General features: G+C 69.3%; 22 protein-coding genes and 1 pseudogene. 4 read left to right on the top strand and 19 right to left on the bottom strand.

What is annotated here, in order from left to right:
- Window positions 1-23 precede the first annotated feature (23 nt).
- Window positions 24-1664, bottom strand: coding sequence for a sensor histidine kinase (locus tag ACIOC1_RS01875; protein WP_401851139.1), 1641 nt, complete (start codon window positions 1662-1664; stop codon window positions 24-26).
- Between the two features lie 20 nt (window positions 1665-1684).
- Window positions 1685-2461, bottom strand: coding sequence for a response regulator transcription factor (locus ACIOC1_RS01880; protein ID WP_355336754.1), 777 nt, complete (start codon window positions 2459-2461; stop codon window positions 1685-1687).
- Window positions 2462-2903: 442 nt separating this feature from the next.
- Between ACIOC1_RS01880 and ACIOC1_RS01885 the strand changes: the two genes are divergently transcribed.
- On the top strand, window positions 2904-3776 hold the full coding sequence (locus ACIOC1_RS01885; RefSeq protein ID WP_401851141.1) for an MEDS domain-containing protein: 873 nt from the start codon (window positions 2904-2906) through the stop codon (window positions 3774-3776).
- Here ACIOC1_RS01885 and ACIOC1_RS01890 read toward each other — a convergent pair.
- The 4 genes from ACIOC1_RS01890 to ACIOC1_RS01905 all read right to left on the bottom strand — a co-directional run bounded on the left by ACIOC1_RS01890 (window position 3736) and on the right by ACIOC1_RS01905 (window position 6791).
- Window positions 3736-4221, bottom strand: a complete 486-nt coding sequence (locus ACIOC1_RS01890) for a cytidine deaminase family protein (RefSeq protein ID WP_401851143.1) — start codon at window positions 4219-4221, stop codon at window positions 3736-3738. The genes ACIOC1_RS01885 and ACIOC1_RS01890 overlap by 41 nt on opposite strands.
- 294 nt (window positions 4222-4515) lie before the next feature.
- Window positions 4516-5256, bottom strand: coding sequence for a class F sortase (locus ACIOC1_RS01895; protein WP_401851145.1), 741 nt, complete (start codon window positions 5254-5256; stop codon window positions 4516-4518).
- A gap of 233 nt (window positions 5257-5489) precedes the next feature.
- Window positions 5490-5903 (bottom strand): hypothetical protein, encoded by a 414-nt coding sequence (locus ACIOC1_RS01900; RefSeq protein ID WP_401851148.1) that lies wholly within the window; start codon window positions 5901-5903, stop codon window positions 5490-5492.
- Window positions 5904-6509: 606 nt separating this feature from the next.
- Window positions 6510-6791: a hypothetical protein gene (locus ACIOC1_RS01905; protein WP_355336548.1), complete on the bottom strand. Its 282-nt coding sequence runs from the start codon at window positions 6789-6791 to the stop codon at window positions 6510-6512.
- A 386-nt stretch (window positions 6792-7177) separates the two neighbouring features.
- Here ACIOC1_RS01905 and ACIOC1_RS01910 point away from each other — a divergent pair, with 386 nt between their 5' ends.
- Window positions 7178-7381 carry a hypothetical protein gene (locus ACIOC1_RS01910; RefSeq protein ID WP_401851150.1) on the top strand — a complete coding sequence of 68 codons (204 nt, stop codon included), beginning with the start codon at window positions 7178-7180 and terminating at the stop codon, window positions 7379-7381.
- Between the two features lie 620 nt (window positions 7382-8001).
- On the opposite strand, the gene ACIOC1_RS01915 is transcribed toward ACIOC1_RS01910, so the two are convergent.
- From ACIOC1_RS01915 to ACIOC1_RS01925, 3 genes are all read right to left on the bottom strand, one after another.
- Window positions 8002-8583, bottom strand: coding sequence for a type II toxin-antitoxin system VapC family toxin (locus ACIOC1_RS01915; RefSeq protein ID WP_401851153.1), 582 nt, complete (start codon window positions 8581-8583; stop codon window positions 8002-8004).
- Window positions 8580-9398, bottom strand: a complete 819-nt coding sequence (locus ACIOC1_RS01920) for a hypothetical protein (protein ID WP_401851155.1) — start codon at window positions 9396-9398, stop codon at window positions 8580-8582. The genes ACIOC1_RS01915 and ACIOC1_RS01920 overlap by 4 nt, the downstream gene beginning before the upstream one ends.
- 338 nt (window positions 9399-9736) lie before the next feature.
- Window positions 9737-10468: a DUF4145 domain-containing protein gene (locus tag ACIOC1_RS01925; protein WP_401851158.1), complete on the bottom strand. Its 732-nt coding sequence runs from the start codon at window positions 10466-10468 to the stop codon at window positions 9737-9739.
- 773 nt (window positions 10469-11241) lie between these two features.
- Between ACIOC1_RS01925 and ACIOC1_RS01930 the strand changes: the two genes are divergently transcribed.
- Window positions 11242-12174, top strand: a complete 933-nt coding sequence (locus ACIOC1_RS01930; protein ID WP_401851160.1) for an aminoglycoside phosphotransferase family protein — start codon at window positions 11242-11244, stop codon at window positions 12172-12174.
- Between the two features lie 299 nt (window positions 12175-12473).
- On the opposite strand, the gene ACIOC1_RS01935 is transcribed toward ACIOC1_RS01930, so the two are convergent.
- The 8 genes from ACIOC1_RS01935 to ACIOC1_RS01970 all read right to left on the bottom strand — a co-directional run bounded on the left by ACIOC1_RS01935 (window position 12474) and on the right by ACIOC1_RS01970 (window position 22400).
- Window positions 12474-13589, bottom strand: a complete 1116-nt coding sequence (locus tag ACIOC1_RS01935) for a hypothetical protein (RefSeq protein WP_401851162.1) — start codon at window positions 13587-13589, stop codon at window positions 12474-12476.
- 88 nt (window positions 13590-13677) lie between these two features.
- Window positions 13678-15756, bottom strand: a complete 2079-nt coding sequence (gene fxlM, locus ACIOC1_RS01940; RefSeq protein WP_401851164.1) for a methyltransferase, FxLD system — start codon at window positions 15754-15756, stop codon at window positions 13678-13680.
- 24 nt (window positions 15757-15780) lie between these two features.
- Window positions 15781-17049 (bottom strand): lanthionine synthetase C family protein, encoded by a 1269-nt coding sequence (locus tag ACIOC1_RS01945; protein ID WP_401851166.1) that lies wholly within the window; start codon window positions 17047-17049, stop codon window positions 15781-15783.
- Window positions 17046-19988, bottom strand: coding sequence for a lantibiotic dehydratase (locus ACIOC1_RS01950; protein ID WP_401851966.1), 2943 nt, complete (start codon window positions 19986-19988; stop codon window positions 17046-17048). Before ACIOC1_RS01950 ends, ACIOC1_RS01945 begins: the two co-directional genes overlap by 4 nt.
- A gap of 213 nt (window positions 19989-20201) precedes the next feature.
- On the bottom strand, window positions 20202-20381 hold the full coding sequence (locus ACIOC1_RS01955; RefSeq protein WP_401851168.1) for an FxLD family lanthipeptide: 180 nt from the start codon (window positions 20379-20381) through the stop codon (window positions 20202-20204).
- Window positions 20382-20853: 472 nt separating this feature from the next.
- Entirely contained in the window at window positions 20854-21129 is a 276-nt protein-coding gene (locus tag ACIOC1_RS01960) for a helix-turn-helix transcriptional regulator (protein ID WP_401305317.1), read from the bottom strand.
- A gap of 260 nt (window positions 21130-21389) precedes the next feature.
- A complete protein-coding gene (locus ACIOC1_RS01965; RefSeq protein WP_401851170.1) occupies window positions 21390-21791 on the bottom strand; it encodes a hypothetical protein in 402 nt (133 codons plus the stop codon).
- A 108-nt stretch (window positions 21792-21899) separates the two neighbouring features.
- The gene (locus tag ACIOC1_RS01970) at window positions 21900-22400 is read right to left on the bottom strand and encodes an ATP-binding protein (RefSeq protein WP_401851173.1); all 501 of its coding nucleotides are present in this window, start codon (window positions 22398-22400) and stop codon (window positions 21900-21902) included.
- 194 nt (window positions 22401-22594) lie between these two features.
- Between ACIOC1_RS01970 and ACIOC1_RS01975 the strand changes: the two genes are divergently transcribed.
- Complete coding sequence (locus ACIOC1_RS01975; RefSeq protein ID WP_391159257.1) at window positions 22595-23767, top strand: helix-turn-helix domain-containing protein; 1173 nt, start codon at window positions 22595-22597, stop codon at window positions 23765-23767.
- A 7-nt stretch (window positions 23768-23774) separates the two neighbouring features.
- Here the strand turns inward: ACIOC1_RS01975 and ACIOC1_RS01980 are convergent, their stop codons facing one another.
- Window positions 23775-24179 (bottom strand): type IV toxin-antitoxin system AbiEi family antitoxin domain-containing protein, encoded by a 405-nt coding sequence (locus ACIOC1_RS01980; RefSeq protein ID WP_401851176.1) that lies wholly within the window; start codon window positions 24177-24179, stop codon window positions 23775-23777.
- Window positions 24176-25031, bottom strand: a pseudogene (locus tag ACIOC1_RS01985) (IS5 family transposase). The gene ACIOC1_RS01980 and the pseudogene ACIOC1_RS01985 overlap by 4 nt, the downstream one beginning before the upstream one ends.
- Window positions 25032-25657 lie beyond the last annotated feature (626 nt).

Raw genomic sequence — 25657 nt, forward strand, 5'->3', positions numbered from 1 at the left:
TCCGACCCTCGGCGGGCGCGCTGTCACGACGTTGTGGCGAGCCTGAGCGGCGGCTGTGAGTGTGCGGCGCGCAGCCGGACGGTGAAGACCGTACGCCCGGGCACGCTGTCCACGGACACCTCGCCGCCGTGCGCGGTGACCACCGAGCGCACGATCGCCAGGCCGAGCCCCGTACTGCCGGACCGCGCGGCGGCGGCCGTCCGGGTACGGGAGGCGTCGCCGCGCGCGAACCGCTCGAAGACATGGCGTCGCAGGTCGGCGGGGATGCCGGGGCCATCGTCCTGGACCTGGAGCAGGACGCCGGGCCCGTCGCGTACGACGCGGGCGGTGACCGTCGTACCGGCCGGGGTGTGGGTGCGGGCGTTGGCCAGCAGATTGGTCAGCACCTGGTGGAGGCGCTGCGCGTCGCCGTGCACGGTCGCCGGGTCGTCGGGCAGGTCGAGCCGCCAGATGTGGTCGCGGCCCGCCGCGCGGGCGTCGCTGACCGCGTCCACGACCAGCGGGGACAGGTCGGTCTCGGCGAAGCTGAGCGGGCGGCCCGCGTCCAGTCTGGCCAGCAGCAGCAGATCCTCGACGAGGGTCGTCATCCGTCCGGCCTCGGACTCGATCCGGCCGAGCGCGTGCCGGGTGTCGGGGCCGACGGGTTCCCTTCCCCGGCGGGTGAGTTCGGCGTAGCCGCGGATCGAGGCCAGTGGCGTACGCAGCTCGTGGCTGGCGTCCGCGACGAACTGTCTGACCCGTGTCTCGCTCTCCTGCCGCGCGTGCAGGGCCGAACCCACGTGCCCCAGCATGCGGTTGAGCGCCGCGCCGACCTGGCCGACCTCGGTCCGCGGGTCGGTGTCGGAGTCGGGAACGCGTTCGTGCAGCGCCACCTCGCCGCTGTGCAGCGGGAGTTCGGACACGCGGGTGGCGGTCGCGGCGACCCGGCGCAGTGGTTGCAGGGCGATCCGCATCAGCGCCGCGCCCGCGAGGCCCGCCGCGACGAGACCGGCGGCGGCGACCGAGAACTCCACCCAGATCAGGGTGTTGAGGGTGTCCTCGATCCCGCTGGTGGACAGGCCGACCAGTACGGTGCTGCCGTCCGAGGACTGCTGCGCCGACGCGACGCGGTACGTGCCGAGGCCGGGGACGCTGAGGGTGTGGGCCTTGCCGTCCCTCGGTACGGAGGCGAAGGCGGCGGTCTGCCGCGCGGTGAGCGGGTCCGCTTCGAGCAGGCCGCCGCCGGACGGTGTCGCGCTGACCGCGGCCCGCGTGACCGTGCCGTTCGCGCCGACGATCGCCCCGACGGTCTCGCCGGGCTGGCCGCCGCCCGCCAGGAATCCGAACGGCCGCTCGGTGAGCGGACTCTGCGGAAGCCGTGCCGCCCGGTTGGCCTCCGGGCCGTCCCCGGGGCCGCCGTGCGGCCCCGCCGCCCGTACCGCCACGTCCTGCACCTTGCCGTCGAGCTGCCCGTACAGGAAGTCGTGCAGCGCGAATATGGTGACCGCGCCGATGACCGCGCACACGACGGCGACGAGCGCCACGCAGGACGCGACGAGCCTGCGGCGCAGGGACCAGGGGCGGGACCAGGGGCGCTTGCGGGTACGGGAGTTGGGCTTCGGGTCGGCGCGCGGAGTGGGGGGCGGGGAGGCGTGGGGAGTAGGGGGCGGGGAGGCGTGGGGCATCGTCTCGGCTTCCGGGGTCGTCAGGCGGCGGGCTCGCCGGGCTTGATCAGGTAGCCCGCGCCGCGCCGGGTGTGGATCATCGGCGCGCGGCCGGCGTCGAGCTTGCGGCGCAGGTAACTGATGTACAGCTCCACGACGTTGGCCTGACCGCCGAAGTCGTACGACCACACGCGGTCGAGGATCTGCGCCTTGCTCAGCACCCGGCGCGGATTGCGCATCAGGTACCGCAGCAGCTCGAACTCGGTCGCGGTGAGGTGGACGTTGTCGCCGCCGCGGCTGACCTCGTGGCTGTCCTCGTTCAGTACGAGGTCGCCGACGACCAGCAGCGACTCGTTGCGTACGGCGGCGGCGCCCGAGCGGCGCAGCAGGCCGCGGAGCCTGGCCACCACCTCCTCCAGGCTGAACGGCTTGGTGACGTAGTCGTCGCCGCCCGCGGTGAGCCCGGCGATCCGGTCCTCGACCGCGTCCTTCGCGGTCAGGAACAGCACGGGGACGTCCGGGGTGTCGCGGCGCAGCTTCGCCAGCACCTCCAGGCCGTCCATGTCCGGCAGCATCACATCGAGCACGACCGCGTCGGGCCGGGTCTCGCGGGCCGCCCGCAGCGCGCCCGCGCCGTCGGCCTCGGTGCGTACCTGCCAGCCCTCGTAGCGCAGCGCCATCGACAGCAGGTCGGCGAGCGGCGCCTCGTCGTCGACGACGAGGACGCGCACCGGCGAGCCGTCGGGGCGCGCGAGGTCGGTGGCGGTGGCGGTGGTGGCCGCGTGCGCGGTCGCGGGGGCTGCGGTGGCGGTGCTCATCGATGTGGAAGGCATGGTGTTCACCCTGTGCGCGCGCTATGAGAGGAGCCTTGGCCGATTCTGTGAATCGTCTGAGAATCGGGGTGAGGGTTGTTTGCGGCGGTGCGCGCAGCGGTGCGTACGGAGTTGCGCACGGCGGGCCGTACGGCGGCGGGTGCCGCGCGGGACCGGGTGCCGACTCCGGCGCGGAGAACGATCAAGGGGTGAACGGTCGGAGGCGGACGGTTCGGCGGTCGTTCTGGGCATCTTCCTGGGCACTTTTCGTCATCGGCGGCCGATATGCGATGCGCGGGCCGAAAGGTTGGTGCGGGCGGCGTACGTTCGGTCCATGGGAGGTGGCATGGCGGGCGGCGGGGGTGGCCGCGGTGACCCCGTGGGCGCGGAGCGCGACCGGTCGGTCGCGGCAGGCGGCCATGACGGGAGCGGGGCCGGGTGTACGTCGGTGGCCGAGGCGATACCGCGGGCGGTCGCGGTCGACCGTATGGGCCCCGGTGACCACGCCTGCCTCGGAATCCACGGCGACGACGACCGGTGGGCGGTGCGCGCCGCCTTCACCGTCGCGGGCCTCGCCCTCGGTGAGCGCGTCATGATCTTCACCGGCGGGGACACCGCCGGTCCTGACGCCCTCGCCCATCTCTCCGCGCACGGCGTCCCCGCCGAACGCTGCGCGCGCACCGGGCAGTTGGCGCTCTCCTCCGAAGCCCCCGGCTACGACCCCGCGTCCGGCGCCTTCGACCCGGCGGTCCGTACGGCCTTCTGGGCGGCGGGCACCAGCACCGCGCGGCGGCGCGGCTTCACCGGCATGCGGGTGGTCGGCGACATGACGTGGGCCGCCGCCGCGCACTCCGGCCTCCCCGAGTCCGAACTCTCCTCCTACGAAGCGGAGTTGACGCCCTTCTCGGCCAGGACCGGCTTCACCGCGATCTGCAAGTACGACCACGGCGCCGTCCCGGCACCCCTGCTCTCACGTATCGCCGCCCTGCACCCGCTCGCCGTCCTGCCCTCCCTCGACACCCTCCACGCCGACCGCACCGGCTCCTGCCTCCGCCTCACCGGCACCGCCGACCTCGCCACCCGCCTCCACTTCGACCTCACCCTCCGCGCCGCCTTCACCAGCGACCCCCCGCCCGCCCTCCTCGACCTCACCCCGCTCTCCTTCCTCGATGCCCACTGCGCCGGCACCACCCTCCGCCTCCCCCGGGGCACGACGGTGCGCTGCACCCCGTCGCAACACCGCATGCTCCGCGTCTGCGGCGCGGCCGAGGCAGAAGGGGTCACCTTCCAGGTGGAGGATCCTCCGGCGCGGGGTCGGTGAAGAGCGCCGGGTCGTAGGGCTGGGTGCCCTCGTCCGGGGTCCAGAGGGCGGCGAGGGGCATCAGGTCGGTGATGCGGGCGCTCCGGACGCCGTCCGGGGTCGGCAGGAGGACACGGATGGACGGGTGGTAGTCGAAGAGGATCTGGCGGTCGCGGCCGCACGGGCCGACGGGGCCGCGGCCGAGGTTCCCGACGGCCACGATGGTGGTCAACTGCCGCGCCCCGCAGGCTCGGGCGTGGCCGAGGGCGACGAGTTCGGCGCAGGGCCCGCCGGTGAAGTGGTAGAGGTTGATGCCGCCGTGCATGCGTCCGTCCGCGTCACGGACGGCGGCGCCCATGGTGTGGACGCCGCCGTCGCCGTCGGTGTTCTCGTCGACGATGGCGCGGGCGTACGCGATGAGTTCGTGGTCGGCGGGGGTCAGTTCCCGACTGGGGATCGTCAGCACGGGCCGGATGCTACGGACCCGGGCGGGCGGGACGCGAGGGCTTTACGGGTGGTGCGCGGCGCGCCGGGTTCGGCTCCGCCACCGAGGATCACCTCGCCCGCCGCGACGGCCCGCGCCCGCGGGCGCGCCGTAACGGTTCGGGCAGGAAGCCGAGTTGGGCGTGGAAGCGGGTCCACAGGCGCTCGCGGCTCCAGCCCGACCTCGGCGGCGAGGTGGTCGACACGGACGAGGCCGCGGCTGCGGCTGCGGCTGCGGCTGCGGCTGCGTCGCATACCGCGGCTCAGCTCCTCCCGTTCACCACGGCGCGGTCCACGGAGCCGCGGGGGAGGCCGGGGGCGCCGGGGCCGCCGTGGCCACGGGAGACGCCACCGGGGCGGGAGCGGGCGGACCGACCTTCGTGAGGTGGGCGTAGACGACGATGTTGGCGCTGTAGCTGGTGGCCCGGGAGTAGGCGCCGGCGCAGGTGATCAGGCGGAGTTCGGGGCGGGTGGCCTGCCGGTAGACCTTCTCGCTGGGGAAGTCGCTCTTCTCGTACTGCTCGACGGCGTCGACGGTGAAGACGGCGGTGCGGCCGTCCTGGCGCCGCACGGTGAGGGTGTTCTGCTTGTGGAGCTGGCCGATGCGGTAGAAGACGGCGGGGCCGCTGTGGGTGTCGAGGTGTCCGACGACGACCGCGGTGCCGGTGCTGCCGGGCGTGGGGCCGTTCCGGTACCACCCGGCGAGGTTCTTGTCGTCCGGCGGCGGGGGTTGCAGGGTGTGGTCCTTGTCCGTGGTGAGACCGGTCATCGGCGCGTCGACGCCGATCTCGGGGATCGTGATGCGGGTGGGCGGCGACGGCGGCAGCGGGTCCACCGCGGGGGCCGGGACGGCCGGTGCGGCGGGGCCGGAGAAGGCGTCGGCGGCCGAGGGCCTGGGCGGGGTGAGTCCGGTGCCGGAGGCGCTGTCGACCACGAGGAAGCCGCCCACGGCCATGCCTGCCAGGAGCAGTGCGAGGCCCGCCTGGCGGCGGCGGTGGGCGGCGCGGGGGTGCTGCATGCGGGGCGGGCCTTTCTCGAAGTCTGCGTCCGTCCGCCTCTGGCCGGGGCCCAGCGATCAGCGCGTGGCGCCTGGCGCTTAGCGATTGGCGATTGGCGCTTAGCGCCTGATGCCTGGCGCTTAGCGCCTGGTGCCTGGTGCCGAACGAGCCGCGGACGTATGACGCCCCCTGCGGTCGCGCGCTCCGCTTCGAGCGGGGCGCGCGGCCACAAGGGGCGGAGGTGGAACCGAGGTCAGCCCTCGACGGAACGGCGGCGCATCATCACGACGCCACCGGCGGCCGCGACGGCGAGCACAGCCGCGCCCGCGGTCATCTCGGTGCCGCTGATCCCGCCCGCCAGGCCGCCGGAACCGGCGTGCACCGGACCGGTGACGCTCGCGCACGCGTCCCGCTCGCCGACCTGCGCCTGCTCCAGGATCTCCTCGGCCGTGGCGATCTGCTTACGGATCTCCGGGGTCTTGTTCGGCAGCTTCTCCAGCCGGTCGAGCTCCCTCTGCGCTTCATGGGTCTTGACCTGGGCCTGCTCACAGATCTCCGAGTGGGGACCCGTCTCGGCGGACGCCATCGGGGCGGAGAGCGCCAGAGCGCCGCCGCTGAGGGCAATGCTGGAGATGGCGAGAGCGGCGAGAGCACGAGCGGAACGCATGGGACTCCTTCGCGAGGGCACGCCCTCGGTCCCTGATGGCCCGAGAAGGGGGACGTACGTGCCCAACGAAGTCATAGATACGAATAATGTGACTTATTAACACACCTTCACACCATTTTTGCCCCGTTCAGACCACATCCCCCGGCGCGTCGCTCACCCCCCGCCGCCCCCGACTGTGCTTACCCCTCTTCACATCTGCCGGACCGTCACCTCACGCCCCTACGCGAACGCCACGGCCGACACGAGTGGCGCCGCGTGAACGGCTATCTGCCCGACGAGGCCGCCGTGCTCGACAAGGCGTTCGCCACGTACCCGCGGATCGCCGACTACGTCGCAACCGTTGCTCGGCCGGCCATGGTTGCCGTCGACCAGACCGTCGACCAGCACCGCATCCCCGGCTGCGACGGCGTGTGGCACCAGGAAGGGGTGTGCGAGGCGACCTTCGCCGACATCACCACGCCGGGCACGACGCTCGTCGTCAACGTCAGTTCCGAGGAGGACCGGACCACGCACCTGGTGATCTGGGAGGGCAACGACGGCCGCGACCTGCTGCGGACCACCAACCGCGCCGACGCCGTCGCGTTCGCCAGCTGGCCCGGCCGCGAATCACTGGTCATTCGATCCGGAGGACGAAGTGAACGCAGCCCGATCCGCCGCCCGATCCGCCGCCCGCCGCGCCGCCCGCCGCTCGCGCCAGGGCAGCACCAGCCTGACGACAAGCACCGCCACCACCGGCACCGGCACGGTGACCCAGAGCGCGTGCCGCGACTGCGGCCAGGTGGCGTTGCCCCACAGCATCGGCACCAGCGCCCCCGCGGCCAGCACCACCCCCGTGACCAACGCCCACTTGATCGCGCTCAGCGGCGACCCGTCCCCCCGCTTTTCCATGGCTGCCACCGTAGCGGGCCTTTCCGACCCGTCTCGGAGCACCCCATGAGCGTCCGGTACGGAGCGGGGGGTGATGTTCGCCGCCGCCGAGGTGGCGCTGTTCTCCATGGCGCTGTTGGCCCGGCAAAACCTGGGCGCCCTCGGGGTGCCGGGTACGCCAGAGGTGCTGGTGTGGGTGGTGACCGGGGGGGAGCTGCGGGAGCGGCTGCTGTCCCGGTTCGGCCTGGCCCAGCGGGGGCGGGACGCGGCGCAGATCACCCGTGACCGGTGGACGCGGATTGCCACCCGCAGGGCCGCGCGGCGTCGATCCGCGTACTCAAGGACCGCTACGGCGTCGGCCAGCTCCGAGCCACCCGAATCCAGAGCGACCTGCAAGCGAGGATGTCGTGAGCCTCGATCCGAAGCACCGTCAGTACGCCAACCCGGTGCCCAGCTTCGAGGCCCGCCCGCTGCCCGCCCGGCACCCGGAAACCTCCGTGTCGGCGTCGGCGGGCCACTCGGATCTGTCGTTCACGAAGCGGACTTACGTGCACCCTGACCCTCAGTCACTGCGGGCCGGTTCGGAGAAGCCTGCCGAGCTGTTGCGCTGACGCAAGATCATTCGGCGATTGTGAGAAATTATGACAGAAGCCCCGCACCCCCGAAGGGGCACAGGGCCTCTGATCTGCTGTGCACTCGGCAGGATTCGAACCTGCAACCTTCTGATCCGTAGCTCTAGCCGGAAGGGGCGGAGGCGGTCATACAGGTCGCGGCTGGGGCGGTGGGCGTCAGGCTCGCTCGCTGGTGGTCGATGAGGTTGCTGTACTTCGTTGCTGTACTGCATGACACGCCCCAGGAAGGACCCCACTTTACAAGAGCGGCGAGCCGGGTGGGCATCTGGCCTGCGCCTCGGCTTGCTGGTCTGAGGTGGAGTCACTCCCCCGCGAGTCACCGCTGTTGCCCGTGACTCCCCGCTGGATCTGGCGCGGTAGTAGCACGCGGTTGACTGCTGGCGACCGCGGTCCCTGTAACTTCGCTCGGCAAGACACGGGATGGGCTGCGTGACCTTATGATCTCTAGCTCTAGCCAAGAAAAGACATCGACGGTCATACCGACTGCTGATCCCCTGCTGTAGGCTCTGCTCTAACCTTTGCCCGTATCTTAATAATGCCGGTAATTCAGAAAAATTCACACGCAAGGTTGATATGTTTAGATTTCCCAAACCCCCCTACTAAGAGGGGTCAAGAGGTGAGACTGTCTCGCTTGCGGATACTTGACTCGGGATGGTCAATTGCCCCATGGCCAACGGGAGGAGAAGCTGAAGACTAGAAATGCCGCCGCCGTCCTCAATTCTTCGGATGAGTCGTCGGTCAAGCGTGTAAAAGATTCCGCACTCTTCATCGATCGCGGTTGCCAAATGTACCGCGTCCTGGGAATCAAGGCGGAACCTTCTCGCCATCTCGCGTGCATCTTCGGCTATATCCTGGTGGACCTCAACCCAAGAAATAGGGACGGATTTGAACCAGGAGTCGATAATTGCGGACGCTGCGGCCTGCGTCTGGCCCGTCGCGAGTTGACTCTTACGCTTATCTTCCAGTTTGGCTTCTCCCTTTCCGAACACCTCGACGTACACTAAGGTTGATGCGGTGACGTCCAGGGCACCGCTTTCGAATTGAGCTAACACCTGAAGGCAGCGGTCGTAGTCCTCTTCCTCGTGGTCAATCCCAACGCCAGTACGGCCTTTTATGACTTCGATAAACACACAGGAGTCGATGTAGCAACGCTGCGCGACTCCCCCCCTGCGTCGGCTCACTCTTGCCTCTCGCCCCCCTCGTTCGACTGACTAAAAGATCGCCGCTGAAGCCGGACGAAATCTACAGAGCTTAAGCCCTCAGTCCAGTTCGGCGCAATGCCCGCGATGCTGTGCAGCGTTGGCACAATTGCTGGTCGCTCAATGATGCGAAGACGATCCACACGCATGTGGATAGGCTGCCTCATTGAATTTCTCTTGAGATCGCCGCGAGCACTCACGAACGCACCAACGCTACTTTTAACCTGTTCTAGCAGATCGACATCGCTCTTGTCACCCAAGTGGCAACGGAGTGCGATCCCGCGATTTTCATCGAATAGCGAAAACTCGGGCGATCGAGGTCGGAGGTTGATTTTATCGAGACGGCCGCGAAATGAACTTCGAGTGCGCGAAACTTCTTTAATCGCCTCACGGGCATGTGCGGCTACAATGGAATTGATAGAAGTAACACGGGCAAGTTTGTCGCCGACCTCACTAAGTTCAATACCAGTGAGCCCGCGCTTCCCCGTCAGCTGGTGTAGCTTGATCACCTTGCGAACGGCGAATTCATTAGCTCCCAGAGGGATTGCTGGTCTGTCATGGAGTTCGCGCACCGCCTCCAAGGCCCGCGGCAGCGCCCGTTCTCCTTCTGGGTGGGCTGCGGCGATCGCCACACAGGCACTTCCCTCTCTCAAGCCAGTGACGACCCAATCTCGCTGAATGTCGTCCCGTCCAGCGCTGGGGTCTAACTCATTAAGCAGCGAGACGGTGTTCGACAGGACGTCTCGCAGCGCCAGTACCGAGATCGCCCCAAGATCACCAGTCAGTCGCACCTGCATACGCACTACAGTTCCCCCCTCTCGCCTGTGCTCTCGCCGGATGCTCCATCATGCTCTCTACCCAGTCCGCGTGGAAGTGATTCAAGGACCCGAGGGTGCCACAAGTAGGTCGATGGAGCCTCAACGAGCTGGTCAACACCCAGGTGATCTTGAAACCTCTCGTGGCCGGAGTCACCGTGCGTTCAAATCCCGTACACACCAAGCAGATTGAAGACTCCTGACCTGGAACGATGGTCGAGGTCCCTCGCCGTACTCCTTGCCCGTTGGTGACTGCAAGTCGCCGTCAGCTCATGATCTATAAAACACCGATGGAGCACGCTCCTCGGTCGTCCTTGGGTTTACGCCTCCGTCAGCGCCGCCGACCCCGCCGTGCTCTGCTCTGAGTCGGAGGTTTCCGCCCCTGCGTCAGAAGATGGGGCTGCATGTTTCTGCACCTTGTCGCGTGCGGCCTGCCTTCGCTGCTTGAACGTGTTGAACTGCGCGTGAAGGACGTACAAGTAATCGAGCAGGGCCTCTGCCAATGCTAGGCCGTCGGCAGCATCTTCGCGGGTCACGGACGTGCTGCTGTAGTGCGCACCCTGATTGCCTAGGCTGCGAAGCTCATGGGCCCATTCGAAGAGACGTCCATCGATCTTGCCTTGATCGCGCATCTCTTCGAGCATCTTGAACAACGGCTTCGGGCGCCGGGAATCATCATCGACCATCCCCTGATCAACACAAACGGCCTCTAGCGTGCGCCGCACCATGACAGCCGTGGCGGTGTATGCCTTCGCTGAGAAGCACCGTCTTGCCTCAGAGTGTGTTCGGCGAAGGTCCTCCGGTACGTGCACACTTAAGGGGCGTTGCTGCTCTGGCCACAGGACCCCAGGCTCGCCGTCCCAGCCCTCTCCGTAGTCTTCCTCGACCGTCAAGAAGGGCTTCCGGCACTTACCGCAGCGGACCAACTCAAGCAGGTAGGGAGGTCCGTCATCGGCGCTGTGGTCGGATGCCTCTCCTACCACTCCGGCAAGTGCTGGCCTCTCGCAATGCGGACAGGTGACAAGTAGGTCTGTGCCAACTCGTGCGTTCATGAGCGCGATCCTCCCAGGGACGAGCGAAGAAGGCAGGCCGTCCCATAAAAATGCGTAGATGTCGGGGTGCACGACTGTCACCGCACCGCCGGCTTAACCCACCACGCTCCCTGCTTCCATCCCGTCTGCCGTCGGCCCGCACTCCTGTGGAGCGGGCGTGGTTCAGGGCGTCAAGGTGGAGCGCGCCACTGTACGAACGATCTTGACGCCCTGGGCCGCGACTGCTCGGCTTGCCCGGGTCGATGGCAGGTGGGATGGGAGCGCCCACCACCCACCACGACGAACGTGCGGACGCCAGCGATCTGGGGCCATCTCGGAGCCGGAGCGCCCCCGCCGGAGGCGTCGTCTTGACCTCGGCTGTACAGGATCACCTCATGCCCTCGGGCCACCCCCATACGCAGGCGCGTACGGCGCGGCCGAGCCGGAGCGGGGCGGAGACAGGAGCGGCGGCGCGGCCGGACGCCGGACGCGCGCCCGGCGGAGCGCCAGGGGAGCCGGGAGCCTTGATGAGGCAGAGAGACCCGTAACAAGGTTGCCGTCCGCGTGGCCGATTCGCGCTCGGCCGCTGCCGGGGCGGGGTGTGCAGCCTGGGTGCACAAGGTGTGCGGACTCGGGGGTGTGATGAGCGGCTTGCACGTCAAGCGCTGCCGGGGGCACGGTATCGCTGAGATTCGGGTCAAGACCGCGATCTTGGTATTGCTCGGTCTGCCTGGCGGCGGCAGCGGCGGGCTTGGGCTTAGTGGTTGCAGATGGCTGGCGCGTAGGGTGCCGGGGTGATCGCGATGCCAGAGGAGTTCGCGCAGAGCACCGTCGCCCGCGAGGGGAAGACCGGGGCCGCGTGGCTCGCCGAGCTGCCCGGGATCGTCGACGAGTTGCTGGGGCGCTGGGAGTGCGAGCCTAATGGTGAGGTTATGCACGGGGGCGTCGGCGTCATCGTTCCGGTACAGCGGCGCGCTGGGGAGAGCGCCGTACTGAAGGTGTCGTTTCCGCATCCCGGCAACGTTCATGAGCCGGATGCGTTCGTTGCGTGGCGTGGATGCGGCGCCGTTCTGCTGCATGACCGTGACGACGAGCGGTTCGCGATGCTGCTGGAGCGGGTTCAGCCGTCGACCCTGGCGGAGGTCGAGAACGGCGACGAGGTGGTGACGGTCGCCGGGCGGCTCAATCACCGCTTGGCCATTCCCGCTCCGCGCGGCCTGCCCCGGCTGCGTGATCAGGCCGGTGCCTGGGAGGAGCGGCTGCGCAAGGACGCCGAGGAGCTGCCGCATGCACTGCCGCGTCAGGTGCTGGATGCCGCCGTGGCGACCGTTCGGGAGCTGGGCCGTGTCCAGCCGGACACCCTCGTCCATGGCGACCTCCATGCACGGAACATCCTACGTGCGAGCCGAGAGCCGTGGCTGGCCGTCGATCCCAAGGGATACGTAGGAGATCCTGCCTACGACGGCGGAACACTGCTGAAGTCCCGCGCGCTGACGCTCCTCGAAGCGGATGACCTGCACAAGGCTGCCCACCGCATCTTGGACGTCTTTGCTGAGGCCACGGAACTCGACCGTGAACGCGTCCAGAGGTGGGCTCAGTTCCATGCCGTCAAGGCTGCGTTCGGGGGCCGCCGCCACGGTTTTCGTATCGCCCGCAGTGGACCGCAGCTGGACTGGCTCACCGAATTCGTCGATCGCCTGGCGGAGTTGCTCACCGAACGCTCGTAGTGCGAGATGGTGCTGGTCGATGCCGGTGGGTGGACGAGTTCGGCCGCCGTTGATCATCGTGAGCTGTGGGGACCGACGATGAGGTCATAGTCGCAGGTCACAGCATAGATCCTGACCGGTGGCGGGAGACGTTCGCGGAGGCCATGGGCAGCATCGCGGGCCAGTTCGTCTGACACGAACCTCGCCGGCGAGCCGGGCCGCTGTGCTGGATCTGCTATCGGACCTGCCCCGGAAGACCTACTGGACCACCGGGGAGGGCGTAGGGGGCTGTGCGGACAACTCACCTGGCTGCAAGGCCGCTACGCGTCCGACGGTGCTGGGGTGATCAGTGAACGGGTGATGATCGCCTCGCCGATGTCCAGGCCAGCCGACAGGTTGGCCGCGTATTTCTCGGGGAGCGTCCCAGTCTGGAGGCTGCAGGCTTGGATCAGGCTCTCGCACTCCTGGATCTGGCGGTCGGTGGCCAGCATGTTGAACAGTTGGTCGGACACGACTTCGCGGGCGGCGTAGCCGTCCCGCGTTGTCGCTATTCGCCGGGCCAGATCGTCAACGAGGCTGCGGGCCCCGGGATGATCGGCACTCCCGACGATGTCCAGGACCGTGAGCCCGAGGCGCACGTCGAACACCGTCAGCCCTGGCCCGCCTTCATGGCCCAGGTACGTGGTCACCAGATCTTCCAGGTGGGAATCGTCATCTCGCCCTGCTATGCGGTGGCACAGCGCGGTCAGGCATGCGGTGACGGCCTGCTCCCACGGGTCTCCTTCCACCGTGGTGGCGACGAGTTCCACAGCCCGGTCGACATCTCCGTCATCGAGCGCGGCGATGACGGCGACTTGGCGGCCGTCGAGCATGCGGGCGCCGACACCGCGGTGTTGTTCGAGGTGGGCGAGGGCTTGTCGCCACCGTCCCGTGGTGGTCAGGGTGCGTGTCCCGTCACCGAGCAGGACGCGCCACAGCCAGGCCCGGACTTCCCGCCGGCCGTCTTCGGTGCGGGTGAGGTCGGGCGGTACGACGATGCCCTCGAAGACGACGCTGTTCCCGGAGCCAACCGCTTCGTACAGGTCCAGGAGCCGCTGGCGGCCGTCGTCGGTGTTGCCAGCGCGGATCTGCAAGCGGGCGAGGTTGACCAGAGGTTCCAGTCCTCGGATGGTGCTGGATGCCGTCAGCGGGCTGGCGACCAAGTAGGCGTTGGCGTGCCGGTGGCACATCGCCCTGGCGAGGTCGGGAAGGCCGACGTCTGAGGCGAGGAGAGCGGATTGGTTGAAGATGGTGGAGGCCAGGCCCTGGTCGTTCTGAGCAGCAGCTCGCCCGGCAAGGTCGACCAGCGCGCGTACGCGGTCGGGCAACGGCAGGCAGGCGGGGCGGAAGCGGGCGACGAGCGGGAAGCGTCGGGCTATGTGGCCGTACGGGTCCACGGGGCCCCCTTGGGGTGACAGTGCGGGTAGGGGACGGTGGAGCCCGTCGGCTGCTTACGGGCTCCACCTCCATTACGCCGGGCCGGCGTCACCGCCAGTCGGCGACGATGCGGTTGAGCGGGGTGTCGATGGCGAACAGGCCGGGCCGCTGCTCAATCGCGGGTGCGTCGAGGCGCTGGATCTCGAAGGACGCCTCGTGGCCCCGGTAGCCGCGGTCCCACGTGCGGACTGCTTCGGCGACCTTGGCGGCCAGTTCGTCACTGCCGGGGCCGTGGCCGATGACGCCGAATTCCCAGAGCTTGCCGCCCTCGGGCGTGGTCTTCTCCAGCAGGCGGCGGGCGAGGTAGGTGACGGCGCCCTCCTCGACGGCTGCGGTGGAGGAGGGGTAGGGGTCGTCGGTGAGCAGCGCGCCCTTGGCTGCGGCCGGGAACAGCATCCGGATCAGTCCGGACGGCAGGCAGCAGGAGACGAACAGTTCCATCCACTCGGGCGACTCCGAGGCTTGGACCGTCATGCCGGTCCACTCCTCGGTGCGCGGCTGGTGGAGCACCCCGGCGAGGGCGTCGGCGTCGATGGGCTGCCCGGCGGGGGCCTGGAGCCGGACGGTGCCGTCCGTGCTGAGGGGGATGACGCGGCGGTCGTCGTCGGCGATGCCGCGGCGCAGGGGCATGAAGGTGTTCATCTTGCTGCCGACGCTGGTCCAGCGGCCGTCGTGCTGCTCGTAGGCGATGGAGCGGGAGACGCTTCCTTTGAGGCGCTGGGGGACGACGAGCCGCCCGCCGGGGGCGAGTTGGTTGAGCCAGGCGTGCGGGATGCCGTGGGCGCCGACGGTGGCGATGATCCGGTCGTACGGTGCGCCCTCGGCGTGGCCGAGCGCGCCGTCGCGGGTCACAGCCTCCACGTTGGTGAATCCGGCAGCGGCCAGGTGCGCGCGGGTGCCGTCCACGAGGTCTTCGTCGACGTCGATGGTGGTGACGTGGCCCTTCTCGCCTACGAGATGGGCGAGAAGGGCTGCGTTGTAGCCGGTGCCGGCGCCCAGTTCGAGGATGCGTTCGCCGGGCTGTGCGTCGAGTTGGTCGAGCATGAGGGCAACGACGCTCGGCTGGGAGGCGCAGGAGATCGACGTGCCATCGGTGTCGTACTTGATGTTGACCTGACTGTTGGCGTACGCCTCCTGGACGGAGGCGTCGGGCACGAACAGGTGGCGGGGAACGGTACGCAGCGCGTTCTCGACTGCGGGCGTGCGGGCGTATCCGATCTTGCGGATCTGGTCGACCAAGGCGTTGCGGAGTCGTGGGGCCTCGGCTCCGTTGGGGGCGATCGTCTCGGTAGTCACCGCCCCGACGCTAGTGGTCGCGGACGTGCCCTCCGTGGAGGACGCGGTGTTGTCACTCGATCCCATGACTGCCTCTCGTGCTGTGGCGAACAGGGCGCTTTGGTCGTCCGGGAGGAGACCGGCGCGGTTGGCGTGGAAGATCACGTGGTGCGCGATGACGGCGCGCAGACCGCGCGAGAGCCCGCCCGTACTGGCGAGGTTGGCCAGCGTGGTGCCGGCTCGTTCGAACGCGGCTATCCACTCGGTGTGCCCGTCGAGCGGCCTGCCCGGCCGGGACAGGCTGTGGGCGTCGACGGTCATCAGCGTGCGCATCGCCGGTATCAGGGCGGCGGTCCGCTGCGGGGTGAGTTCGGTGGGCTGTCGCAGCGCGGCGGCCTTCGCCCAGACGTCGCCCTGCTCGTACCAGTCCAGGTTGGCGGCGCGCATCATGGCGCTGAGCAGCAGGGCTGCGGTTTCGCGGCGGCCGATACGTCCGGGGCCGGGCTGGTAGGTGACCAGGTGTCGGCAGTCCTCGTGGAACAGCGCGTGCGCGGCGTCCATCGCGCGGGCTCCGCCGAAGGTGGCGGATTCCGGCTCGTAGATGCCGGGCAGCCAGGACATCACCGTGCCGTCGTTGACGAGTTCGCTGAGGACGGACTGGACAAGCGGCGACGGCTGCGGGGCGCGGTACCGCAGGGGCCACGGCTGCTTGTTCATGAACCACCACCCGTCGAGTTGCCCTTCTTTCTCGGCAGTGAGCAGGGTTGGGCCGAGGCGGCGGCTGATGGCGGCCTTGCCCGCCTCGCGGTCGGTGAAGACGACGTTGTGCTGGTGCCAGTGGTCCGGGGCCATCGTGGAAGTCCTTGTATGGGTGGGTCAGGCAACGAGCAGGCAGGAGTCCCAGGCAGAGCAGGGCGGCGTGGTGGTGACGAGGAGGGCGAGGGCGATCCCAGCGGCACCGTTGAGGAAGCCGGGTCCGGCTTCCTCGTCCTCCACGGCAGCCTTCGCAGCGTCGTGCGGATCGGTGCCGGGCGGGCAGATTGAGGCCGTCAGCGCCGGTATGGCTGCACGGAGCTGTGCGCGCGTTGGGCCTGTGGTGTCCTCGGCGACTCGGGATGCGAGGTGGGCGAGGCCGGCGAAGCCGTGGCACAGGCCGTTGTCGGACATCGCCTTGACTTGCAAGGGGTCGGTGAGGGCGGTCGCGAGAGCGTTTTCCGACTCGGCCTGGAGAGCGTCATCGCCCAGCGCGCGGGCCGCGAGTTGGCGGGCGCGGGCCAGTCCCGCGGTTCCGTAGCACCAGGAGGGTCGGCGCAGCCCGGACGGGGCGAGGCGATGGTCGCGCAGTTCGGCGCGGGTGACCCAGTACGGCCAGGCGATGCCGACGTCGGCCGGCTCCCGCCAGCGGTCCAGCCAGGCCAGGACGGACTGCATCGCGTCGAAATGGCCGGGCACGAATGTGCCGCGGCGGGCAGCGAGCGCAAGGAAGGAGAGGACACCGCCGATCCCGTGCGCGAGACCGCTGTTGCCGTGTCCTCCGGGGAACCGCTCGTCGGGTCGGCCGGAGGGGCCGCTCGGCGTCCACCACCCTGGCAGGACCTCGTCCTTGAGGCTCACGGGCTGGACCAGGCGCACGCAGTAGTCGAGGACGGCGCGGACAGTGGAGCCGGACGGATCACGGCGAAGCAGGTAGGCCCCGTACCCGACCAGGCCGCGGATCGTGTCGAACTCCGCCATCTGCGGCAGGTATCCGGCGTCCATTCGTCGGTGTGCTGCATCCAGGCGTCGGAGGGTATCCGTGGTGATCTTCGCGTCCAGGGCGGCGAGGGCGCGCTCGTAGGGGGCGGGTTGGTGCTCGACGGCGCAGGCCACGGCGTGGGCGAGGGCGGGTGCTCCGTAGAAGGGGTGGCTGTCGGGGCCGCTGGTGAGCGGCTGGGAGGTAGCGACCGCCAGCCAGTCGTGGGCATGCCGCCACGGTCCCAGGCCGCGGGCGGCTCGCTCGATGTGGAGCAGGGCGATCCCTGTCGGTCCGTACGCCAGATGCTGCCGGTCGGTGGTGAGAGTGCGGGCGCCGACCGGGGCGGTCGCAGGGTCGGCCAGCAGGTCGGCGATGGCCTCTCCCATCGCCGTCGCGCGGGGGCGGGTCATCGTGTCCTCCGTGACGTCCAGGCCAGGGCGGCGGCTCGCGTGAGGTACAGGCAGATGGCTTCTTCGGCGAAGTCGACGGTCAGGTGGCGGACGAAGTGGACGTGCAGCAGCGAGGACAGGACATCGTCCGGGCGGATGCCTTGGGTGTTCAGGCCGGGAAGGTGGGTCCGGTAGGCGGCGACGGCTGTGTCGCGGTCGGCCCACGCTTCCACGACTGCCTGCCCACCAGGCTGGCCACGCAGCGCTGCCCAGTCGTCGGACGGGTCGGCCAGCCGTACCGTTTCGGTGAACTGCGGTCGCGGCACCGGGACGGGCGCGGCGGCGGGGATCTGCTGGATCAGCCAGCGCATCGCGGCTTCGGTGCTGCCGAGGAACGCGGCGGCGATAGCGATGGTGTGGGCGGCAACCAGGGCTCGCTGAGGGGGGCGTTGACGCTGGCCGAGTTGGGTGACCACCGCGCGCGAGTCGGTGCGGAACACCTCCTCGACGGCGTCCCAGGCCGGTCCGGACCCCCAGCGGCCGGTCTCACGGTAGGAGGTGGGGAAGCGTAAGTCAGAGAGCAGGCCGGCGTCGCGTAGTTCGTTGGCCCAGGTGCCGATGGCGCGGGCTGTCTCGGCGAACGCGTCGGGAGAGGGCAGGGCGATCCGTAGCCGAAGGTGGTGGTCGGGGTCGCGGAAACGGATGAACCACCAGGGTCGACCGCCGAGCCGGTCGAGGACGTCAGGGACACGGGCGAGGATCGTGTCTTGACGGCGCAGGTCGCCGTAGAGGGTGGCCAGCAGAAGGGAGGAGACGCCCGGGGTCTGGATCTGGTCCGGAGAGAAGGTCCGGGCCAGGGTGGGGGTCGGCAGCACGGGCCAGGCCGGCGGCCGGGCGGCCTTGAGGGGCACGACGACTTCGTGCGCGCGGCCGTCGCACCAGCCGTAGGCGTCGGAGGTCGGGGCTTCCACCAGTACCGCCGAGGGCGTGCCGTTCAGGTGGAGGCGCAGCAGAGTTCGGTGCGCCGCGTGTGTCATGTCCAAGAGCAACAGTCGGTCGCCTTCGGCCAGGTGAACCCGCGCAGGCATCCGCCGGCGGGCCCGCCAGTCCTCAAGGGCGGCGTCCCACAGGGGTTGGGGGTCGTTGCGTCCGGGCAGCTCGGCGGCCTCCAGCCGCCATCGCGCTGGGGCCAGCACGGTTCGCCCGTATCGGACCCGGGGCAGGAACGGCATGGCGTTCGCGGTGCCCCAGTCGAACGAGGTGACTTGTGCGCACTGGGCGCGGGACAGCTCGGTGAGGAACCGGACGAGCGGCGGCGTGTGCTCCTTGAGGTTCAGCGCGTGCATGCCCACGGCCTCGATTCGCTGCCCGCGTTCGGGCGCGGCCAGGTACATGCGGCGCCCGTCGCATGCGACCGCCAAGTCGTCGGGGGTGAGGACGTCGCCGCCCGCGGCCCGATGCTCCTGGATGCTGATCACGGTCGGCAGAACCTGGGGAGTGCGCGTGACGTGGGCACTGGCGGGATGCAGCGGCGGGAAGGAGAGCTGGGCGGCGATGGTGCCGGCGTCGGCGGCCGGGAGGTCGGCCAGGTCCGCTGCCAGCCGCTTCCGGTCTTCGTGGGCCAGCACGCTGAGGAAGCGGCCGGTGGTGACGCCGGCACCCCGGGACACGCTCGTCAACTCCACGAGGTATCGACCGCGTTGTAACTCGTCGATGCTGGCAGCGTGCACGCGGACGCCGATCTCCAGGTGCGGAGGCACCCTCGGTTGGTCCGGTCCCAGATCGAGCGCCGCGATCAGCTCGTCGGTGAGGACCACTTCGTCGTGGCCATCGAGGACGGCGGTCTGCGCGAGCCGTACGAGCGTGTCGTGGCGTTCGTTGAGCCGGGACCGGCGGGTCTCGGCGGTCGCCCCTGGGTAGCCGTCCGGGAAGCCTGTGCCGCTGTCGGAGATGACGTCGACGAGCGGCACCATCGTGCCGATGCCGTACCGCTCGTAGAACCTGCGCTGGTACGCCTTCCACGCCGCCGTCCCGTGCGGCAGTGGACTGATCCTGGTCAGGACGTCAGCGGCGCGCTCGATCTCGTGGACGACCTGCTCGGGAAGTTCAACTCTGGAGTCCAGACGCACGTCGAGGGCGAGGGGGTGTCGGCGCAGGCCGGGAGACAGCGCCCGCATCCGGGCGGCGGTACGGGCCCGGCCGGCGCGCGAGCGGAAGTCGTGCAGGTCCTCTCGTACCGCGCGCAGCTCACGGACCATGCCCGCGGCCCCGGTCACGGCATCGACGTCCACGGCGTGGAGCTGATTCAGGAGGTATTCCAACGCGTCGGTCTCGGTGCTCGGCGCGCGCAGGCTGGTGATCAGCGCGTGGTTGCGGACCAGCCCGTGCACGAGTCTCCGTGCCCTTTCCCGGCCGGCTGCGGGAAAGTCGGCGGTGAGCTTGTCGCAGAGGACGCCCGCGCAGACGGGTTCACGGGCCGCTTCCATGATCACCCGCACGGGTTCGGTAAGGACCATGGAAGCCTCGACCGCTCGCCGCCGTGCGCCGCTGGTATCGGACTCGTACGGCACAACCAGCTGCCCGCCGCGTACCTGCACGGTGTTGTTGAGGATCACCGGCAGGCGCTCCAGCAGTTCGGGGAATGACTCCAGCCGTTCGACGACGGCCGCCAGCCACTCCGCGCTGGCCCGCGCGACGACCGCGTGCTCCGAGCCCCACGCCGCGCCTGCCCGCGGTCCGAAGGCGGCCGGTGCGACGCCGGCGAACAGGCCGAACGGCGTGGGCCGCTGCTCGGCGCGCAGGATGTAGCGGGCTACCGAAGCAGCGGCACGGCGCACCTCACGATCGGCCGGATCGTCGGCGAGGCACAGCGCGCCAACCTGCGAGGCCAGGACAGGGCTGGCGTGCTCCAATGCCTCAGCGACGTCGTCCTGAGACCAGGCAGCCCGCAACCATTCCAGCCGACCACGTGCGCCACGCGGGGAGGAATCGGCGAGGTCGGGGGCCAGTGGCACAGGGAGTTCCGGTCGAGCGACGGCCCGGATGAGTGCGTTCCGACTGGCACGGAATACGGTCCTCGACGCCATCACAACCTCCTGGTCAGCCTGACGGGTGGCCGGTGCCTTCACGTTGTGGGCCGTGAAGACACCGACCCGGGTTCCCTGCGCCCACGGTCAGGCCACGCTGGAGACGCACGCGCCGCAGGTCGAGCCGCAGCCGTCGTCCGTCAGGTTGACCAGGCCGGCGGGGTCGCCGACCTCGACCAGGATGACGTCCAGTTCGAAACCGTCCGATGCCGCCGTGCTTGCGGCCACCGGCTGCGCCTTCGTGGTGGGGGTGATGTTGGGGCTCATGTCAATTCCCTTTCGTCTTTTGGGGAGTGCGGATGGTGCTGCTGACAAGTGCCTATGTGCGGGGCGTATGGAGACAACTACTGCGCGGAGGCGGTTACCGACCACCGGCCCGAGGCGCTGGCCTGGGCGCGGCGTCGGCGGTCCAGTGGGTGCGGGCGGAGGTCAGTGTGGAGGCGACGTCGTTGGTGAGCGGTCGGCGAAGGCGCTGATGCGGCGGCGACTTCAGCGGTGCCGGCCAACCGCTCGCTGTCGATATCCGGCCGTTGCTGAGGCACGTCGATGCCCGGGGCCCGGGCCAAGGCCGATAAGGAACGCTCGATCGCTTCGAACCGCTGGGCAACGCTTCCGGAAGCGTGGTCCTGCAGCTCCCCGGCCGCCTGGCGCGGGCTGTGCGCGGCGAGGGTGCAGCCGGTGCGGCACGCTTCGGCTTCGAGGTCCCGCAGCCGTCTTCTGTGCTCCGTCGACACGTGCGTCACGCTGTTCCTCCGTCTTCCGGGCGGTTGTCGCGCTTGCGTTCCAGGCTGACGAGAGGACAGTTGAGCGCCCTGGCGATTTTGGTGAGGTTGGCGGGGGTGGCGTTGCGTCGGCCGGATTCGATCTCGCCCATCAACTGCTCGGAGACCCCGACCTGCTCGGCCAGGGCCCGCTTGTTCAGGCCGGCCTTCTCCCGTGCCCAGCGCACGGCTTCGGGCTCCTGGTGCAGGCGGCGCGGGGACGTTCGGGTCGTGCGGTCCGCGGGGCGTTCCACGATGAGTCCCTTCGGGAAGATCCCGGCGGAACGGGATCGGGTGGTGTGCGGGTCCCGGACTTGGCTGCGTCCGGGCGGAGTCGTCGAGAGATGGCGCTTGGTGGGGCCTCGCTCCGCCCTGTGGAGGAGGAAGGGCGGAGCGAGGAGTTGGGGGGAGCTCAGCGGGTGGTGCTCGGGCCATAGCGGTTGCCGATATCGCGACCGTTGGGGCGGCGTCGGACGCAGGCGTGGCACCGGCCTGTTACGAGGGGTGGCTCGTCTCACCGACCGGAGTGCAACGGGGGTTCCAGGGGGTCGTCAATCTGCCAGGTGTGACCACCGGGGTGACCTTCGTACTCACCGCAGCCGCCGTGGGCGGGGTGCGAGGCGGGGCAGTCGGGGAGGACGAGCAGCGTGTCGGGGGTGCTGTCATGGAGCCAGCGGCTCCACGCGGCCGTGCTCTCGGCGACATCGTGGACCAAGGCGTAATGGTGGCCGCCGGTGTGGTGTTCGAGGGTGCAGCGCAGGTCGCGGATGTCGGCGGGTATGCCGTGGCGATCGCCGGCCCAGGCGAGGGCGGTGCGGGCGAGGGGGTCGGGCAGGACCGTCATCGCGGAGCAGAGGGGCGGTCGGCTGGGCACCGGGTCGCGGTCCGTCGGGGAATTGGAGGTGGCGGTGGTCACGGCGTATTCCTAGGAGGTGGGTGTGGATCACTGTGCGGATCGGATCGGCCGAGGCGGCCGGAGGCGGTCTGGCCGAGCGACGGCGCGGCTCGGCGTGCTGAGATGTACTCACGCGGTCACCGCGTGGTTGCCGGTGGTGGTCAGAGCGGGTTCCGGTGGAACGCCGGCCGTGACGGGGAGTTGGGCCCAGACGGTCTTCCCCGGACGGTGTGCGGCCGGCTGGTAGCCCCATGCGCCGTCGCTGAGGCCGTTCACCAGTTGCAGGCCCCGGCCGTTCTCGGACTCGGCGGAGGGCGGGCGCAGGAGAGGCGGGCGCGGGCTTTCGTCGTACATGGCTATGCACAGGCGGTCGGCTGCGATCCACAGGGTCAACTCGCACCGGGGAACGTGCGGTTGTCCGCAGTCGGGGGCGAACGGCTCTGCCTCGGCGCCTGCGTGGCGTACGGCGTTGGAAGCCAGTTCGGCGACAACGGTGAGGGCGTCGTACGCGAGGTCTTCGGGCAGGCCCCAGTCGCGTAAGACGGCGTCGGCGTGCCCCTTGGCGTAATGGACGGCCGACCGTTCGCATGCCAGGTCCAGCACGCTGTGTAAGCGGGAGCTGGAGGTCATGACCACACCCTTCACCGATGTCTCCGGGCAGCCACGGCGTCTGTGGGACGACCGGGGCAACGCTGCTGTCTGTAATCAGTCAACGACAGAAACGATCGGCGAAAGTGCACAAGAAGTGCACAAGCCCGGGGTGGGGGTATGGATGGGCTGAGAGCATGGCTGGGAAGGAAGACGATCAGAGGGACACTGGCGACATGGGATCAGTCATCGCAGTTCCTGGGCCCGGTGCCAACGTCTCCCGGCTCCGCAAGGAACGGGGCTGGGGGCAGGCGCGGTTGGCCGCGGCGGCGGGGGTGTCGACCTCCCAGCTCGGCAAGATCGAGCGGGGTGAGCGCACGCTGACGCAGGGCGTCGCGGCCGCCCTCGCGCGTGCCATGAACCTCTCTCTCGAAGAGGTGCTCGGCACCACGGCCGTCCCGCTGGACGCCGCGGCTTCGGTGAAGGCCCTCAACAGCGCGGTGCGCAGATTCGACCTCCCCCACGAGCCCGAGATGAGCGGCGAGGAGGTCAGGGCGGCCCTGGACGCGATGGGCCGTACCCGTAGCAGCGCCGACCTCGACAAGGTGCTGACCGACCTGCCGGCGCTGGTCTGCGGGGCGCAGAACCACGCGCACGCGGTGGGTACGCCGGAAGCCTGGGCATGGGTGGTGGAGGCGTACTCCTCCGTCTACTGGTTGGCCGCCAGGCACCGCTGGATGACGCTGGCCGATCTCGCCGTCACCAAGCAGAAGCTGGCCGCACAGCAGTCCGACCCGGTGACCGCCGCCCTGGCCGCCCGGGACGAGGCCGGGATCTACCTCAACCACGGCGAGTTCGAGGACGGCCTCGCGGTCGTGGACCGCGCCATTGTCGAGGCGGAGGGAAACGCGACGGGACGGGGACGTACGTACGCCCTGGGCATCCTCCACCTGCGCGGCCTGACGCTGGCCGGGCGCCTTCAGGACAAGCGGACCGCCGACCAGCACATCGGCCGCGCGTGGTCTGTCGCGGACGACTTCAGCGAGGACGTCGAGCGCTGTGGCATCCAGTTCGGACCCGAGAACACCGCGGTCCACGTGATCGCAACCAGCGGGGACCTGCGCCGGCACGGCGACGCCATCAGCACGATGGAGGACCTCATGCGCGACGGGGTCTCCCTCCCGGCCACCCGGACCAGCCCCCTCCACATGAACACCGCCCGCTCCCGCCTCGCCCTCGGCGACCGGGACGGCGCGCTGGAGGACCTGGAGATGGCATGGGTCCTCGCCCCCCAGATGGCGAAGGTCCATCCCACCTCGCAGGAAGTCCTCCGCGTCCTCACCTCGGCCCACAAACGCAGCAACCCCCGCCTGGTGAAGCTGGCGAAGAGGGCGCACATCCAGTTCTGAGAGGGCGTTAAGTCCGTTTCTGGTAGCGGCCGCGTCCGGGCTGTTCGAGGAGTCCCTGGCGGACAAGTCGTCCCAGTCGGGAGCGTGTGACGTTGATCGAGGGCTCGTCGGTGGGCAGGCCGAGGTGTTCGTGCAGATCACGGACGCGGAACACCTTCCCGGGGTGCTCGTTGAACGTGGTCACGATGCGCTGGTAGACGGTCGCGGTGGCGGTCTCCGCGGGAGCTGTTCCGTCGTCGGGCGCGGCGAGGTGGTCGATGACCTTGCGGGTGGCGGCGAGCTCGGCCAGGCGGGCTTCGGTCTCGGCGAGAGTGGTGGTGAGCCGCTCGATCTGCTCGCGCAGGTGGTCGGCGCGTGCGACGGTCTCATCGTGCTCGGTCTGCAGCAGCCGCAGGAGTTCGTGGACGTTCACGCGGCCAGTTCCATGGCGTCCCGCCAGGTGGGGGTAGGGGTGGTGAGGCGGCGGAGCATGCCGGCGGTGGAGGCCCAGTAGACGCGGGAGGCCGCGTTGTCGGGCCGGTGGTCGTAGTCGCGGGCGAGACGGCGGTGGAGCATAAGGGTGCCGTTGACCTGCTCGATCACCCACCGTTTCGGTTGCGGGACGAAGCCCTTGCCTTTGTCGTCGGGGTTGCGGCGGACCACCTCGACGGTGATGTCCTTCATCGCTCCGTGGATGATCACGGCGTCCTTGAAGCCCTGGTCGACCAGGACCTTCTCCAGACGCATCCCGCACCGCTCGGCCGCCTGGTCCAGCAGGGCGATGCCGGCCTCGTTGTCGTGCGCGCTCGCGGCCAGGACCACCACGCCGATGACCAGGCCCAGCACGTCGTTCGGCCAGTCCCCGCTTCCTGCCGGGCGTCTTCTTGTTCACGTCCAGTCCCGTCGTCTCCTTCGGCACCCCGGCCGCCACGCGGAAGGACTGGGTGTCGATGATCACCAGGGACGGGTCCTCTAATCGTCTGGACCGCTCCCGCACCTGGCAGCGCAGAATCTCCTGGATCCGCTGGTCAAGGCCGTCCTGGCGCCACAAGGTGAAGTAGTAGAACACTGCCGACCAGGCCGGGAGATCGTGCGGCAGGAGCCGCCACTGACAGCCGGTCCGGTTCTGGTAGAGCAGCGCGTTCACGACCTCGCGCAGGTCGCAGGAGCCCGGGTCCCCGGTCGCCGACCGCGCTACCCGCTCCTGCTTCCACCCGATGACCAGCGGCTCGATCAACGCCCACTGCTCGTCGGTCAAGTCAGTTGCGTACGGCATCCGTTCCATGCCAGCCAACCCCATCATGCACACGACATGGCGCGAGGACGAAACCGTCCCATCATCCACGAACGGGCGACACCACATGGGCAGAAACGGGACTTAACGCCCTCTGAGAGCCGGACATTGCCGGTTGGTGTACTTCGCTGCTGTTTCGCCGAGGGGTGGCGGTCAACCGGGCCGGCCCCCGATTGCCCCTGCGATGAGGACCGTAGTGGCGGGCCGGTGCTCATTGCGCCCCTGAGGCTGCTACCGGCGGGGCTGGCGGTAATGCGAGCGTACAGACCTGAGAGCACATCACCAAACCTCTGCTCGAGCGGAAGCACTCCCCATACTCCGCACCGACCGAAGGCCCCAACCAGGAGCTGGTCAGGGCCTTCTCGTGGCGCTACGACTTCAACCTGAAGCTTCTTCTTGCGTCCCTGCCAACCCCCTTCACAGCCGAGGTGTCGAGCCCTCGGCCGTACGCTGCCAATCAGGGACATCCACGGGTGTTGATGTCACCCGTGGATGTCTCCAAGCGGCTAGAACTTCAAGGACGGCAGCCGGATCTGCGTCAGGCGCACCATGCGCTCGTAGTCCCGCTGCATCTTCACCACCGGGTCGCTGACCAACCGGTCAAGGTTCCGCTGCAT

Source organism: Streptomyces sp. NPDC088197, from assembly GCF_044741185.1.
Taxonomy (GTDB): domain Bacteria; phylum Actinomycetota; class Actinomycetes; order Streptomycetales; family Streptomycetaceae; genus Actinacidiphila.

What these genes read in the sequence shown, in the direction of transcription:
- ACIOC1_RS01925 (WP_401851158.1), bottom strand. Translation starts at nt 10,468, where the DNA reads ATGAACGCACGAGTTGGCACAGACCTACTTGTCACCTGTCCGCATTGC.
- ACIOC1_RS01920 (WP_401851155.1), bottom strand. Translation starts at nt 9,398, where the DNA reads ATGCAGGTGCGACTGACTGGTGATCTTGGGGCGATCTCGGTACTGGCG.
- ACIOC1_RS01905 (WP_355336548.1), bottom strand. Translation starts at nt 6,791, where the DNA reads ATGGAAAAGCGGGGGGACGGGTCGCCGCTGAGCGCGATCAAGTGGGCG.
- ACIOC1_RS01945 (WP_401851166.1), bottom strand. Translation starts at nt 17,049, where the DNA reads ATGACCCGCCCCCGCGCGACGGCGATGGGAGAGGCCATCGCCGACCTG.
- ACIOC1_RS01975 (WP_391159257.1), top strand. Translation starts at nt 22,595, where the DNA reads ATGGGATCAGTCATCGCAGTTCCTGGGCCCGGTGCCAACGTCTCCCGG.
- ACIOC1_RS01970 (WP_401851173.1), bottom strand. Translation starts at nt 22,400, where the DNA reads ATGACCTCCAGCTCCCGCTTACACAGCGTGCTGGACCTGGCATGCGAA.
- ACIOC1_RS01955 (WP_401851168.1), bottom strand. Translation starts at nt 20,381, where the DNA reads ATGAGCCCCAACATCACCCCCACCACGAAGGCGCAGCCGGTGGCCGCA.
- ACIOC1_RS01895 (WP_401851145.1), bottom strand. Translation starts at nt 5,256, where the DNA reads ATGCAGCACCCCCGCGCCGCCCACCGCCGCCGCCAGGCGGGCCTCGCA.
- ACIOC1_RS01880 (WP_355336754.1), bottom strand. Translation starts at nt 2,461, where the DNA reads ATGAGCACCGCCACCGCAGCCCCCGCGACCGCGCACGCGGCCACCACC.
- fxlM (WP_401851164.1), bottom strand. Translation starts at nt 15,756, where the DNA reads ATGGCCCCGGACCACTGGCACCAGCACAACGTCGTCTTCACCGACCGC.
- ACIOC1_RS01900 (WP_401851148.1), bottom strand. Translation starts at nt 5,903, where the DNA reads ATGCGTTCCGCTCGTGCTCTCGCCGCTCTCGCCATCTCCAGCATTGCC.
- ACIOC1_RS01875 (WP_401851139.1), bottom strand. Translation starts at nt 1,664, where the DNA reads ATGCCCCACGCCTCCCCGCCCCCTACTCCCCACGCCTCCCCGCCCCCC.